A 13,212-nucleotide genomic window follows, 5' to 3' on the forward strand; every position below is an offset into this window, starting at 1 on the left:
CAGGTTTGCTGCGATCTGCGTCGTCGCTATCGGCGTTTCATCAGCCACAGGGCCACTCCCGCACTCAGTAAGGATATGAGGGCGTTATAACCGGCAAGGCTGATGCCGAACAGGCTCCAGGGTGCGGTATCGCAGCGCACGACCGGCGCGGCGATGATGGCGGTCATGAAATCGTCGGACGCGCTGGGCGGCGCGGTGCAGGTGGTCGGTCCGGTCCAGAAGCCATATTCGACGCCCGCGTGGAATGCGCCGATGGCGCCGCTGGTCCCGAGCGCCAGCGCCGCCAGAAGCAGGCAGGACGCGCGCGCGCCGCCCTTCACGAACAAGGCGAGACTGGCGAGTATCAGCGCGACGACGTGCGGCCAGCGCTGCCACATGCACATCTCGCACGGGTAAAGGCCATAGGCATGCTGCGCCGCCAGCGCGCCGCCAAGCAGTGCCGCCGGAACGAGGAGCAGGACGAGGTGCGCGCGTATCGGCGAATGCGCCATCATTGCGCCGCTGTGGCGGTGCCCTGCATCGCCATCATATCCGCCCGGAATGCGGCGCTAAGCTCATCGCGCAGCGGATAGGCCTGTTGCGGCAGATATTGCGTCATCAGGACGATGCTCGCATTCGCCGAAGGAAGGGAACTGGCAAGCGTGCCCGCCGCGCCGCCCCATCCATAGCTGCCGGCGAATTCTGGGCTGTCGGGGGTAAGGACCACCAGGCCGCCAGCGCCATAGCCATCGTCGCCCTCGTAAAAGACGCCGTCCGGCAGCAGGTTCGAGGTGACCAGTTCCGCAGCGGCGCGCGGCAGGACCTGCCGTCCGTCCACCATGCCGCGATTTGTCAGCATATGCATGAAGGTGATGTAGTCCGCGCCCGTCGATGCAAGACCGCCGCCGCCCGATTCCACCTTTGCCGCTTCGTTATATTCACTGCTCGGCGGGCCATCGATGGGAACGATCGTGCCATCGGGGACGGGCAGGGCCATCGGCAGCTTCATGGCACCGGCGACGACGTAATTCGTCGTCAGACGGCCATTTTCGGACGTGGGCACGACAAAGCCGGTATCATCCATGCCGAGCGGCGTGAAGATACGCTCGTCCAGCAGGGCGGCGAGCGGCTTGCCTGTCGCCTTTTCAAAGACCGCGCCCAGCAGGTCGAGGGAGATGGAATAGCTCCATTCCGTTCCCGGCTGCAGGACGAGCGGCATTTCGGCGACCTTCTTGGCAAATGCCTCAAGCCCGTCCGGCTGCGGCCCGTCGCCGGGCCTGACGAAGCGGCGCGTACCGGGCGTGATGCCCGCCTTGCGATACGCCTGGGACACGCCGGACGGGATGATGGAATAGCCAAGGCCGGCCGTGTGCGTCAGGAGGTGCCGGATGGTGATCTCACGCTCTGCCGGGACGGTATCGTCAAGGCCGCCATTCCTGGAACGAAGAACCCGCATATTTTTGAATTCAGGGAAGAAGTCGCTGATGGGCTGATCAAGGGCGAGGGTGCCGTCCTCGATCAGCAGCGCCGCCATGACGCCCATGACGGGCTTCGTCATGGAATAGATGCGGTAGATGGACCTGTCGTCGGCGGCCACGTCACTGTTCAGCGCCAGCGTGCCGGACGTGATCCAGACCGGGTCCGCCCGTCCGCGCGCAACGCCAATGATGACATTCGCGGCCTTGCGCTCCGCCACATAGCGATCCGCCAGCGCCTGTAGATTGTCGAACCCGGGCGTTGCCATTTCCGCCGATGGAACCGCCATTTCCGCAGAGGCGCCCGGCACCGCCGGTGCGGCGGCCCGCTGTTCAGACGCCGTCGTGCAGGCCGACGCGATCAGAAACGAACCGGCAAGCAATGCGCCCGTGAGGCGGCGGTTCGATGATAGGGAAAAGCGGAGCATAAGCGGTCCTTCGAATGAATTGCCTGTGTCTTACCCTTACGATGCGGATGTGCAAAACGTCCCCTGAGAAAATGACCACAAACGAAAAGAACAGGGTGGCGGGACCGCGCCCTGCCGCGCTAGCGACCATTGCCGATGACAGAGACACGAAAACCGCCGCCCGCGATCACGGTCACCAAAGGCCCCATGGCCGGCGGGCAGACATGGCGCACGATGGACGTGGGCCGGCTTTCCGGCATGATCGGCATATGACGACCTTGACCGCCTATCAGGCACTGGTCGCGGGCGGCGAACTGCGCGCCGACCCCGACCAGGCACGTGCCGCCGAACGGCTGCAGCGCCTGCAGGACGAGTTGGAACAGGTGCGCGAAACGCCGGGACTGTTCGCGCGCCTGCTGGGCAAATCAGAGACGCCGCCGCCCGAGGGCATTTACATGTGGGGCGAGGTCGGGCGCGGGAAATCCATGCTGATGGACCTGTTTTACGGCGAGGTGGACATTGCGCGGAAACGCCGGGTGCACTTCGCGGCGTTCATGCTGGACGTGCACGGCGCGATGAAGGCGGCGCGCGCGGAGGACCGGGACGCCATGACGGCGGTGATCGAGAAGGTCGCGGGCGAGGCGCGCCTGCTGGCCTTTGACGAGCTGCAGGTCACCAATGTGGTCGATGCCATGCTGCTGTCGCGGCTGTTCACGGCGCTGTTCGCGGCGGGCGTGACCGTGGTGGCGACATCGAACCGCCCGCCAGGGGACCTTTATAAGGACGGCCTGAACCGGCAGCTGTTCCTGCCCTTCATTGACCTGCTGGAGGCCAGGCTGGATGTGGTCTGCCTCAATGGCCCGACGGATTACCGGCTGGAGCGGCTGGGCGCGATGGACGTCTACCATGTGCCCAATGGAGAGGCGGCGACGGCGGCATTGTCAGAGGCGTTTTTCCGGCTGACCGACTATCCGGTCGAGGACCGCGCGAACGTACCGTCGGCCGAGCTGGAGGTGGGCGGCGGGCGCACGCTGACCGTGCCGAAATCGCTGAAAGGCGTGGCGGTATTCAGCTTCAGGCGGCTGTGCGGCGATGCGCGGGGCAGCGCGGATTACCTGGCCGTGGCGCAGACATACCACACCGTCATCCTGGTCGGCGTGCCGGTGATGGGCCCCGACATGCGCAACGAGGCATCGCGGTTCGTGGCGCTGATCGACGCGCTTTATAATTACAAGGTGAAGCTGTTGATGGCGGCGGACGCCGCGCCGGACGACCTCTACCCGTCCGGCGATGGCAGCTTTGAATTCAAGCGCACCGTCAGCCGCCTGATGGAAATGCAGAGCCGGGCGTATCTGGAGCAGGGACACGGGCTTTAGCCGGCACGCCGAAACATCTTTACGGGGGTGGGGAGCGGAAGGTCTGGTTTCGTCGATATAGGGCGCTAAGCTGTCGCCATTACACAGACTGGTGGCGATCAGAAAGTATCGAGATACCGACTTTATCGGGATCGATGCGCTCTGGAACGAAGCCTTTCCAGATCACCCAGCTTGGAATTGAGCAGCAAACGCCGTTCCCGCCAAAACCTCATTCCAGCCTGAGCTGCTTTTCGTCGCGGTCGATCAGGACGTAGTCGTCGGGTCTGCAATGGCCGGTTATGATGGCCGTCGGGGCGGCGGATGCTGATGAAGGTCGAGATCGTGGACGGCGGCGGCATCGAGGTGGCCGATGTCCGCCAGCTAGGGGACACGGCACGATGAGTGACGTTTCCAACGCGTGAAAAGACGCATTGGTTTTCGACCGCATCGTCCCAGCAGTGTTCCAAGTCGGGTCAGGGTTGAATCTGTCACACAATGGTGAGAGCATTCCTGAATGAAGCTATTCCGCCCTTTTTTTCTCGCCATTGGAACATTTGTGATGGCCGCATCCTCTCCGGTTTCCTCCTCAACTGCAGCGCCGCGCGAGGTCAATGTAACCGCTGACTCCGAAACCGGGTGGGTGCCGGACGTAGCGCTGGAAAAAGCCGCGATGTCCGCCGCGCGCGATTATTTCGATCTGATCGACCGCGAGCGTTACGGGGAGGCCTATGCCGCCTTAGACGCGGCCACCAAGGCACAAATCGATGCTGTTTCTTTCGCGGACAGCGAGGCCCGTTTTCATGAGGATGCAGGAACCGTGAAAGACAGGAACCTCTATCGCATGACATGGACAAAATACCCACCCACTCAAGATCGCCCCGGTATTTATGTGGCAATCGACATGGCAGGGACGTTTTCGGAGCTGGCGCGGCACTGCGGCTATATCGTGCTGTTCACGCCCGACCGGGGCACAGCCTTTGGCGTAATGCGGGTCGAACGTGCCTACATGACAAACGCGACCGCCGATGCCATTCGAACCGAACGGTCCGAAACCGCCTTGGAAGCCGAATGGGCAAAGCTGGCGGCAAGCTGTCCAAACGCGCCGCCGTCGGTTCGCTAGATCGGAGGTGCCGACCTTCCGGCCAGTTCGCGCAACAGAATGACAGCAGAGCCGAAAACGAAGAACGCCGTTACGAAGGCGAGAAGCGCTAGAACACCCAGTCCCTGTCCGGAATCGGACATCAGGGGTACAGTACGCGCGGCGGCAATCATGAACGCTCCCACCAAGACCGCCCCGACCCACGAGCTTGTTGGTGTGGCACGGCGGTGGAGCTGAAGAAGCAGCGCCAGAAATACAAGGGTTGCAACTGCATAGCCAAGGACCGCAACTGCCGAAGCGCCCCAAAATAGGGTTAGCGCCGACGCCGTAAGGCCCAGTAGTGCTGTTAAAATAGCAAGACCTAAGCGGACTGTTCGCATCAGGCTTATTCAGGTTTACTGAGCATCACGATATATGGCCTGTCTCATATCGCCGTCTATTTTGCTCTGAAAAGTAGCATCCGCAATGGGATTGGCAGGAATGCTCCAGAAGCCGTTACCCTCGCCAACGACTGAGATCGTGGTTGACCTTTCCGTCTGGCTGACCGATTGGCTGACAATTCCAGGATGCAAAATATGCTGACCAGGGACCGTCACATTTGCGACGACCGTGTTCCCGCTGATATCAGTCGCGACATAGGACCGGACCATATCATTGCTGCCTGCAAGGGGTATGCCCGCGTCATTCAGCGTACCGGCAGCGGTGGCCGGACGGTCTTCACCCGGCGTCGGATCAACAATCAGTTCTGCAACCGCTTCGCGTCCAAGGCTTGCACCGCCGTCAGGAGCGCTGGCACTACCTTCATAATGATGGCTGTAGCGGGCATTGGGGCCGATATAGTTTGGAAAACCTGTCTGCTGCGGAATGGTGAATTCGCCAATTTGCGGTCCCTGCGGGTCGCACATCATGTACCCGTTACCGAGACTGTGGCATCCGCCATCAGCAATGGCTTCCCTCGCGGTCCCAATAACCGCCAGGTCGGCACCATTTGCGTTCAGCTGGTGAAAGGTATCGAATTGTCCAGCGTCGAGAAGTGCGGCTTCGAGATTGCCCTTTAGTGCCGGGTTTTCCGTCACGAACTCCCGAGCTGCCTGCAAGTCTCCGCTGGCGGCGATATTGACGATTCGGCTTTCAAAACCATTGCTATCCCCCAGACTGAGGCCAGCTGTGCCGCCCGCTCCGAAAATTTCCAAAAAGCCACCCATCGCCTGATTCCTCTTTTGCCAATGTCGAAAAACGTAAAGAGTCTCCGTCAATCGTCCATGCGGGGACTCCCTGATTTTCGTTTGCTGCTGCGATCTTTTCGATAAATACAATATATACGATAAAGCAAAATTCACGCCCGCTGCGACAATCAGAGACTGCCTGCCGGCTTCATCCTGAGCGGCGGAGCGGCCTCCGATTACACCGCAGCCGAACCACTGATGGCGATCCCCGTCGCCACGGCTAAGGCACTGCTGGCGGACAAGGGCCATGATGGCGATCGCTTCCGGGAAAGCCTGTTGATCCGGGGTACCCCCCCCCCCGATCATTCCGCCTCGCTCGAACCGCAAAGTGGCTGAGCATCCCGACGATCGCCGCTACCGGGATCGCAACCGCGTCGAGCGCATGTTTGGCAAGCTCAAGAAACAGCGCCGCATTGCAACACGCTACGTCAAGACTGTTCTCTCGTTCGAGAGCTTCCTCAACCTAGCTGCGGCACGCCTATGGCTGAAGTCTTTTGTCGACACGGCCTAGCTTCGCCGCTCTCGTCCTATTGGCAAAGTCCGCTTTAGGCCAAACAATGCCGCCTCTGAAATGTCCGTAGTTGGGGTCGCTAGCGGACCCCCAACCCGTCGCTTTTACCGCAGCCGCTTCACATATTGCTGATTGTCGTCCTCGTCGGTTTCGACGGCGAATTGCGGGACGTCTTTCATCAGGTCGGAAAGGCGGGCATAGCCGTAATTGCGGGCGTCGAAGCTGGAGCGGTTATTGGCGCGCTGGCCGACTTCGGAGAGGCGCGCCCAGCCGTCGTCGTCGCGTTTCACCGAATTATAGGCGTCGATCAGCAGGTCCAGGAGCGCCTTGTCGATGGCGCGTTTTTCCCGCGGTTTCGCGGACGCGCCATTGTCGGCGGTTTCCTCCCGCTTCAGCGCGGCGACGTCGATATAGCGGGTACAGGCCGCGCGGAAGGCTTCGGGTGCGCGTTCGGTGCCGAACCCGTAAACGGGTATCCCCTCCTGCCGGATGCGCTGGGCAAGCGGCATGAAATCGCTGTCCGATGACATGATGCCGAAACCGCCGATCCTGGCGCCGTACATCAGGTCCATGGCATCGATGACGATGCGCATGTCGGTGGCGTTCTTCCCCTTCACGATGTCGAACTGCTGATAGGGCTCGATGGCGTAGGTAAGCGTCAGGTCGGCCCAGGTCTTCAGCGCCGGCTTGCGCCAATTGCCATAAGCGCGCCGCACGTTCACTTCGCCAAGCTCGGCCAGCACGGTCAGTACCGGGTCGAGGTGATTCGGGCTGGCATTGTCCGCATCGATGAGGAGTGCGATGCTGGGGGCCTTGTCGGTGGTCATGCGGGATCCCTTGCGAACAGGTTTTCGGGGGTGCGCATGGCCTTGAACTCCAGCGCGTTTCCCGCGGGGTCGAACAGGAACATGGTCATCTGCTCGCCGACCTGACCGGCGAAGCGCACATGCGGTTCGATTTCGAAGGCAACGCCCTTGCCGCGCAGGCGATCCGCCAGCGCCTCGAATTCATCCCAGCCGAGCACGACACCGAAATGCGGGACGGGGACCTGATCGCCGCCCACCGGATTGCGGTGCACACTGCCCTTGGGGGCCAGATGCGTGACGATCTGGTGCCCGAAAAAGTTGAAGTCTGTCCAGCGGTCGGACGCGCGTGCCTCCGCACAGCCCATGACGCCGCCATAAAAGGCGCGCGCGGCGTCAAGATCGTCGACGGGGAAAGCAAGGTGAAAGGGTTTCAGCATATGTGAAAGCTAGCGCGTGCAGGCAAAGGTCGCCAGAGCCCATCGACTCACCCGCGATAACGGATTGCTTACTTTGCGGGACTATCCTTTATGTTATGAAGACGCTCGCTGAACTTGTCGCGAAACATCCTATCGACAAAAAACCATATCAGGCAATTCACTATATGCGCTCCGATCATAACGGCGTTCCTCTGTACAGGGTAGGCAAGGACGGCGTCGAGGCCGGAGCGCTGAAAGCGCTAAAGCAGGCCTTTGAAAAAATGGGCGCGCACTGTTTTCATTGCGGCGAATATATGCAGCCTCAAAAACTGTCTCAGCGATGTACACGCGACCATGTGCGCCCGGCCTCACGAGGTGGTGATGATTATCTGCATAATCTCGTTTTCTCCTGCGGACTCTGCAACCGTGATAAAAACAACAGCGATTTGGCCAGTTTTAACGTCGAGCGCGGATCGGCATGGCTCAACGAGCTTGATGAACATCTTAAGAGATGTGTTGACCGCTTGGGTAAGGCAAAGCCCTAGGTCGACACACCCACCAGCGTGAGCGATGATCAGCACCGGGGTGACGCTTTCAGAGGTATAGGGAGGGTAGGCGGAGCTTCGCTCCCGCAAATCCGGCGTTCCTAAATCCGGCGGCCCGGGGCGATTTCATCGGGGTCGGTGCGGCAGGTGATGAGGGCGGGGCCGTCCTGCGCCAGGGCTTCGGCGAGGGCGGGTGCGAAATCCTCGGTGGCCTCGACCGTCCAGCCCTTCACGCCGAAGCTTTCGGCATAGGCGGCAAAGTCGGGATTGGTGAGCGCCGTGCCGGACTGGCGACCGGCAAACTCCTTTTCCTGGTGCATGCGGATGGTACCCAATTGCCCGTTGTCGACAATGACGAACAGGACATTGGCATTGTAACGGACGGCGGTGGCAAGCTCGCTGCCCGACATGAGGAAATCGCCGTCGCCAGCGACGCAGACGCTGCGCTTTCCACTGATGAGCGCGGCGGCGATGGCGGCGGGAACGCCGTAGCCCATCGCGCCATTGGTCGGCGCCAGCTGCGTCCCGAGCGTGCGGTGATGGTGGAAGCGGTGCAGCCAGGCCGCGAAATTTCCGGCGCCATTGGTAAAGGCGGTATTGGCGGGCAGCGCATCCGACAGCTGCGTGATGATGGCGGCCATGTTGACGCCCGATGCGACCTCCGTCGGTGCCGTCCACGCCTCATAATCGGCGCGGGCATCGGCCCGGCCTGCCGCCCATGCCTCTCCGTCCACCATGAAGCCAAGCTCCGCAAGGGCCGCGGCGGCAAGGCGGATGGAGGACTGGATGGCGATGTCCGGGCGGCGCACGTCCGTCAGCGTGTCCGCGTCGGCGTGGATGTGGACGAGCGTCTGCCCGGCTTCAGGTACGGCGGGCAATGTGTAGCCAAGGCTGGCGACCTCGCCCAGGCGCGTGCCGAGCGCGATGATGACATCGGCGTTCCGGACACGCTCGACCAGCTTTGGGTTCGCGCCAAGGCCAAGCTCACCGGCATAGTTCCGGTGGGTGTTGTCGAACCGGTCCTTGCGCCGCCACGACGTGACGACGGGAATGTTCGTGTCCTCCGCAAAGCGCCGGATATGGGCGCAGTCTTCGTCCGTCCAGCCGGGACCGCCCAGCCACAGGATGGGACGCTGTGCGGTGGAGAGAATGTTCGCGACATCCGCAATGCGGCCGGCGTCGGGGGAGGCCTCGGCAGGCCGGGCGGGCGCGGAGACGGCGGGCGGCGCCTCCGCCAGCAGCAGGTCCTCCGGCAATGTCACGACCACGGGACCGGGCCGTCCCGAACGCGCCAGCGCAAACGCGCGCGCGACGGTTTCATGTGCGCGTTCGGGGCGGTCAAGCGCGATGATGCCCTTCGCGAACGCCCCGAAATAACGGTTATAGTCCACTTCCTGAAACGCCTCGCGTCCCAGCATGTCGGTGCCGACATCGCCGACGAACATGACGAGCGGCGTGGAATCCTGAAACGCCGTATGAATGCCGATGCTGGCATGCGTCGCGCCCGGTCCGCGCGTCACCATGCAGACGCCCGCGCGCCCCTTCAGCTTGCCATAGGCCTCCGCCATGTTCGCCGCCGCGGCCTCGTGGCGGCAGGTGATAAGCTCGATATCATCGCGCGCATCGTAAAGCGCGTCGAGCACGGCAAGATAGGATTCCCCCGGCACGCAAAAAACGTGGCTGGTCTGTTCGGCGCGCAGGGCCTGGACGATGGTTTCGGATACGGTCGGCATGGGTGCTCTATGGCGCGCAGCGCGGGCGGCGACAAGCGCCCAGCCCCTCAATTGAGGCGCTATTCGCGCATGAGGATGTAGATGCTGCCCGCCGCCTTCGGATGGAAGCGGAGCGTTTCACCGTCCATGACGACGGTAACCTCATAGCGTTCCGGGGCGCTGGCGTCGAAATCGCCCACAGCGACCGCCGCGCCCGTTGCGGCATCCGTCATCGACATCTGCATGGACATGGCGGGCACCGACAGATGTGCGGCCCAGAAGCGTTCCATCGCGGCGATTTCGGCATCAGCTGTGGGGGCGGCAGTCACCGCCTGCCAGTCCCTTGCGACATCGCCCATGCGCGCTTCCTCCTCCGTCGGTTCGGCATGGCAGGCGGCAAGCGGCGTCATGGCGAGGAGAACCGCCGCGGCAATCCTAGTTCGCAAGCTGCGTCCTGACCCAGTCGCCGAAATCCTGAACATGGCGCGGTTCTACCGCCTGCCCGCCATGGAGGATAGAGTCGCCGTCGGCGATGTGCGGCGAGCCGCTGAGATATTCATCCGGCAGGCCGATCATGTGGCCGAATTCGTGCGCGGCGCCGGTCTGCTGGAAACCGCTGCCCTTGGTGACAAGGGTGACGTCTTCCGAATCGAGATTGACGTGGTTCCGCGACGGCACGACCGAGGAGCGCGCGAAGCCGCCGGCGGGAATGCGGGTGACGTCGACCGTCCAGTTCTCGCCCGTCACGCCCCGGCGAGCGCAGCCTGCGCCGCGGCCAGCCGTGCGATGGGGACGCGGTAGGGGGAGCAGCTGACATAGGCGAGGCCCGCGCCCTCGCAGAAATGCACCGATGCCGGGTCGCCGCCATGTTCGCCGCAAATGCCCAGCTTGATCTCGGGCGCAGTGGCGCGGCCGCGTTCGGCGGCGAGTTCGACGAGCTCGCCGACGCCGGCCTCGTCGATGCTGACGAACGGGTCTTTGGGCAGGAGGCCCTTGTCGACATATTCGCCGAGGAACCGGGCCGCGTCGTCGCGGCTGATGCCGAGCGTTGTCTGCGTCAGGTCATTCGTGCCGAACGAGAAGAAATCGGCATGTTCGGCGATGTCGCCCGCGCGGAGCGCGGCCCGGGGCAGCTCGATCATGGTGCCGATCAGATAGGCGATGTCGGTGCCGCGTTCGGCGAAGACTTCGGCGGCCACGCGTTCGATGAGCGCACGCATGCGCGCAAGTTCGGGCGCGCCCATGACGAGCGGGACCATGATTTCAGGAAGCGGCGCTTCACCCTCTGCGGCGACATCGAGCGCCGCCTCGAAAATGGCGCGGGCCTGCATCTCGTAGATTTCGGGATAGGTGATGCCGAGGCGCACACCGCGATGGCCGAGCATGGGGTTGAATTCATGCAGTTCAGTGGCGCGGCGCTTCAGCCGGTCGACACTGGTGCCCGATGCGGCGGCGACATCGTCATAGTCGCTTTCCCGCTGCGGCATGAATTCGTGCAGCGGCGGGTCGAGCAGGCGGATGGTCACGGGTAGCCCCGCCATGATGCGGAAGATCTCGCTGAAGTCCGACCGCTGTTCCGGCAGCAGTTTGGCGAGCGCCTCGCGCCGCCCGGATGCGTCCTCCGCCAGGATCATCTGGCGTACGGATGTAATGCGGCCCGAATCGAAGAACATGTGCTCGGTGCGGCACAGCCCAATGCCCTCGGCACCGAATTCGCGCGCGGCGCGGCAGTCGGCGGGGGTTTCGGCATTGGTGCGCACGTTCATGCGGCGGAATTCATCGGCCCAGCCCATCAGCGCGCCGAAATCACCTGACAGTTCCGGCTGCACGGTGGCGACTTCACCCGCCATGACTTCGCCCGTGCCGCCGTCGATAGTGATCTGCTCACCCTCGGCAAAGCTGCGTCCGGCGACGGTCAGCGTGCGTGCCTGCCGGTCGATCTGCAGCGCGCCCGCGCCTGAAACGCAGGGGCGGCCCATGCCGCGCGCGACGACGGCGGCGTGGCTGGTCATACCGCCGCGCGCGGTCAGGATGCCCTTCGCCGCGTGCATGCCGTGAATGTCCTCGGGGCTGGTTTCGACGCGCACGAGAAGCACGTCTTCGCCCAGCGACGCGCGCCGTTCAGCCTCATCGGCGGTAAAGGCGATGACGCCCGATGCCGCGCCGGGCGAGGCGGGCAGGCCGACGGTCAGCACATCGCGCGGCGCATCGGGGTCGAGGGCGGGGTGCAATAGCTGGTCGAGGGCCTGCGGCTCCACACGGCGCACGGCCTCTTCCTTTGAAATGACACCGTCCGCGACCATGTCGACCGCGATTTTCAGCGCGGCCTTCGCGGTGCGCTTGCCGCTGCGCGTCTGCAGCAGCCACAGCTTGCCCTGCTCGACGGTGAATTCGATGTCCTGCATGTCGGCATAATGCGATTCGAGGCGCGCGAAGGTGGCGGCCAGTTCGGCATATACGTCCGGCATCGCCTCTTCCATCGAAGCCGATTTCGCATTTGCGGCCGCGCGCGCCTCGCGGGTCAGATATTGCGGCGTGCGGATGCCCGCGACGACGTCCTCGCCCTGCGCGTTGATCAGAAATTCGCCATAATAGGCGTTCGCGCCGGTCGACGGATCGCGGGTGAACGCAACGCCCGTCGCCGACGTCTCGCCCATATTGCCGAATACCATGGCCTGCACATTGACGGCGGTGCCCCATTCATGCGGGATATCGTTGAGGCGGCGATAGATTTTCGCGCGCTCCGTCTGCCAGCTGGCGAAGACGGCGCGGATGCCGCCCCACAATTGGTCCTTCGGATCCTGCGGAAACGGGCGGCCGAGTTCCTCCTCGACCTTTTCCTTGTAGGTGGCCACCAGCGCCTGCCAGTCGTCGGCGGTAAGGTCGGTGTCGAGGTGGACGCCCTTATCCTCCTTCGCGATCTCCAGCGCGTCTTCGAAGATGTAGTGATCGATACCCAGGACGACGTCGGAATACATCTGAATGAAGCGGCGGTAGCTGTCCCAGGCGAAGCGGGCATCGCCGGATTCGCGGGCCATGGCCGCGACGGTCTCGTCGTTGAGGCCGAGGTTCAGGACCGTGTCCATCATGCCCGGCATCGATGCGCGCGCGCCGGAACGGACCGAGACGAGGAGCGGCTTTTCCGGCGCGCCAAAGGCTTTGCCGGTGATGGTCTCGATATGCTTCAGACCGGCCTCGACCTCTGGCCCCAGCGTGTCCGGAAATTCCTCGCCATTGTCGTAAAAGGCGGTGCACATTTCCGTCGTGATGGTGAAGCCCGGCGGCACCGGCAGGCCGATCGACGCCATTTCCGCAAGATTCGCGCCCTTGCCGCCGAGGAGATTCCTGTCCCCCTTGCCGCCATCCGAAACGCCGCCACCGAACCGGTACACCCAATTGGTCATAAATCCTGCCTTCAAACGCCCCTCCCTTCGGGAAGGGCAGGGGTGGGGGATGCGCCCGTCAGAGCGCAAAGAGTAACTGCCGCGCCAGCGGCTGCGATGTCTCTATCGCACCCACGCGCTAACGCGCGGTTATCGGCGGCTCGCTTCGCTCGCAACCCCGCCTTTACCGCTGCCCTGAAGGGAAGGGGAGCTTTCATGGCGGGATGACGGATATGAACACCCCCTCCACCATTTGCGGGGGAGGCTGGGAGGGCGCGCGCGGTCACCTTCCCCACAG

At 63.2% G+C, this 13,212-nt stretch carries 13 protein-coding genes; 4 read left to right on the forward strand and 9 right to left on the reverse strand.

The window, feature by feature from the left end; genetic code table 11:
* Positions 1-26: 26 nt before the first annotated feature.
* Both KCG44_RS04215 and KCG44_RS04220 read right to left on the reverse strand, forming a co-directional pair.
* Complete coding sequence (locus tag KCG44_RS04215) at positions 27-494, reverse strand: disulfide bond formation protein B (protein ID WP_218444400.1); 468 nt, start codon at positions 492-494, stop codon at positions 27-29.
* Positions 491-1,882: a serine hydrolase domain-containing protein gene (locus tag KCG44_RS04220; RefSeq protein ID WP_218444401.1), complete on the reverse strand. Its 1,392-nt coding sequence runs from the start codon at positions 1,880-1,882 to the stop codon at positions 491-493. Before KCG44_RS04220 ends, KCG44_RS04215 begins: the two co-directional genes overlap by 4 nt.
* Before the next feature lie 248 nt (positions 1,883-2,130).
* Between KCG44_RS04220 and zapE the strand changes: the two genes are divergently transcribed.
* Together zapE and KCG44_RS04230 are read left to right on the forward strand one after the other, a co-directional pair.
* Positions 2,131-3,237 (forward strand): cell division protein ZapE, encoded by a 1,107-nt coding sequence (gene zapE / locus KCG44_RS04225; RefSeq protein WP_218444403.1) that lies wholly within the window; start codon positions 2,131-2,133, stop codon positions 3,235-3,237.
* A 538-nt stretch (positions 3,238-3,775) separates the two neighbouring features.
* The gene (locus tag KCG44_RS04230; RefSeq protein ID WP_255536350.1) at positions 3,776-4,336 is read left to right on the forward strand and encodes a DUF4019 domain-containing protein; all 561 of its coding nucleotides are present in this window, start codon (positions 3,776-3,778) and stop codon (positions 4,334-4,336) included.
* A gap of 374 nt (positions 4,337-4,710) precedes the next feature.
* Here the strand turns inward: KCG44_RS04230 and KCG44_RS04235 are convergent, their stop codons facing one another.
* On the reverse strand, positions 4,711-5,790 hold the full coding sequence (locus tag KCG44_RS04235) for a hypothetical protein (protein ID WP_218444405.1): 1,080 nt from the start codon (positions 5,788-5,790) through the stop codon (positions 4,711-4,713).
* Positions 5,791-5,869: 79 nt separating this feature from the next.
* On the opposite strand from KCG44_RS04235, the gene KCG44_RS04240 reads away from it, so the two are divergent.
* Positions 5,870-6,052, forward strand: coding sequence for a transposase (locus KCG44_RS04240; RefSeq protein ID WP_218444407.1), 183 nt, complete (start codon positions 5,870-5,872; stop codon positions 6,050-6,052).
* A 104-nt stretch (positions 6,053-6,156) separates the two neighbouring features.
* Here the strand turns inward: KCG44_RS04240 and KCG44_RS04245 are convergent, their stop codons facing one another.
* Positions 6,157-6,879 carry an NYN domain-containing protein gene (locus KCG44_RS04245; RefSeq protein ID WP_218444408.1) on the reverse strand — a complete coding sequence of 241 codons (723 nt, stop codon included), beginning with the start codon at positions 6,877-6,879 and terminating at the stop codon, positions 6,157-6,159.
* Positions 6,876-7,295: a VOC family protein gene (locus KCG44_RS04250; RefSeq protein ID WP_218444410.1), complete on the reverse strand. Its 420-nt coding sequence runs from the start codon at positions 7,293-7,295 to the stop codon at positions 6,876-6,878. The genes KCG44_RS04245 and KCG44_RS04250 overlap by 4 nt, the downstream gene beginning before the upstream one ends.
* 95 nt (positions 7,296-7,390) lie before the next feature.
* Here KCG44_RS04250 and KCG44_RS04255 point away from each other — a divergent pair, with 95 nt between their 5' ends.
* Positions 7,391-7,819 (forward strand): HNH endonuclease, encoded by a 429-nt coding sequence (locus KCG44_RS04255; protein ID WP_218444412.1) that lies wholly within the window; start codon positions 7,391-7,393, stop codon positions 7,817-7,819.
* Positions 7,820-7,920: 101 nt separating this feature from the next.
* Here KCG44_RS04255 and KCG44_RS04260 read toward each other — a convergent pair whose 3' ends face one another.
* Genes KCG44_RS04260 through ppdK form a run of 4 tightly spaced genes read right to left on the reverse strand, consistent with a single transcriptional unit; the run spans position 7,921 to position 12,935 of the window.
* Positions 7,921-9,552 (reverse strand): thiamine pyrophosphate-dependent enzyme, encoded by a 1,632-nt coding sequence (locus tag KCG44_RS04260; RefSeq protein ID WP_218444414.1) that lies wholly within the window; start codon positions 9,550-9,552, stop codon positions 7,921-7,923.
* 59 nt (positions 9,553-9,611) lie between these two features.
* The gene (locus KCG44_RS04265; RefSeq protein WP_218444416.1) at positions 9,612-9,977 is read right to left on the reverse strand and encodes a hypothetical protein; all 366 of its coding nucleotides are present in this window, start codon (positions 9,975-9,977) and stop codon (positions 9,612-9,614) included.
* Positions 9,967-10,278 carry a hypothetical protein gene (locus KCG44_RS04270; protein WP_218444417.1) on the reverse strand — a complete coding sequence of 104 codons (312 nt, stop codon included), beginning with the start codon at positions 10,276-10,278 and terminating at the stop codon, positions 9,967-9,969. Before KCG44_RS04270 ends, KCG44_RS04265 begins: the two co-directional genes overlap by 11 nt.
* Positions 10,275-12,935 (reverse strand): pyruvate, phosphate dikinase, encoded by a 2,661-nt coding sequence (gene ppdK / locus KCG44_RS04275; RefSeq protein WP_218444419.1) that lies wholly within the window; start codon positions 12,933-12,935, stop codon positions 10,275-10,277. The genes KCG44_RS04270 and ppdK overlap by 4 nt, the downstream gene beginning before the upstream one ends.
* Positions 12,936-13,212: the final 277 nt, after the last annotated feature.

The sequence above is a fragment of the Pacificimonas pallii genome (assembly GCF_019204005.1).
GTDB classification, from domain to species: Bacteria; Pseudomonadota; Alphaproteobacteria; order Sphingomonadales; family Sphingomonadaceae; genus Pacificimonas; species Pacificimonas pallii.

Bases quoted from the DNA above. Each gene is read 5' to 3' on its own strand.
- KCG44_RS04215 (WP_218444400.1), bottom strand. From the start codon at position 494: ATGATGGCGCATTCGCCGATACGCGCGCACCTCGTCCTGCTCCTCGTT.
- KCG44_RS04220 (WP_218444401.1), bottom strand. From the start codon at position 1,882: ATGCTCCGCTTTTCCCTATCATCGAACCGCCGCCTCACGGGCGCATTG.
- zapE (WP_218444403.1), top strand. From the start codon at position 2,131: ATGACGACCTTGACCGCCTATCAGGCACTGGTCGCGGGCGGCGAACTG.
- KCG44_RS04230 (WP_255536350.1), top strand. From the start codon at position 3,776: ATGGCCGCATCCTCTCCGGTTTCCTCCTCAACTGCAGCGCCGCGCGAG.
- KCG44_RS04235 (WP_218444405.1), bottom strand. From the start codon at position 5,790: ATGGCCCTTGTCCGCCAGCAGTGCCTTAGCCGTGGCGACGGGGATCGC.
- KCG44_RS04245 (WP_218444408.1), bottom strand. From the start codon at position 6,879: ATGACCACCGACAAGGCCCCCAGCATCGCACTCCTCATCGATGCGGAC.
- KCG44_RS04250 (WP_218444410.1), bottom strand. From the start codon at position 7,295: ATGCTGAAACCCTTTCACCTTGCTTTCCCCGTCGACGATCTTGACGCC.
- KCG44_RS04255 (WP_218444412.1), top strand. From the start codon at position 7,391: ATGAAGACGCTCGCTGAACTTGTCGCGAAACATCCTATCGACAAAAAA.
- KCG44_RS04260 (WP_218444414.1), bottom strand. From the start codon at position 9,552: ATGCCGACCGTATCCGAAACCATCGTCCAGGCCCTGCGCGCCGAACAG.
- ppdK (WP_218444419.1), bottom strand. From the start codon at position 12,935: ATGACCAATTGGGTGTACCGGTTCGGTGGCGGCGTTTCGGATGGCGGC.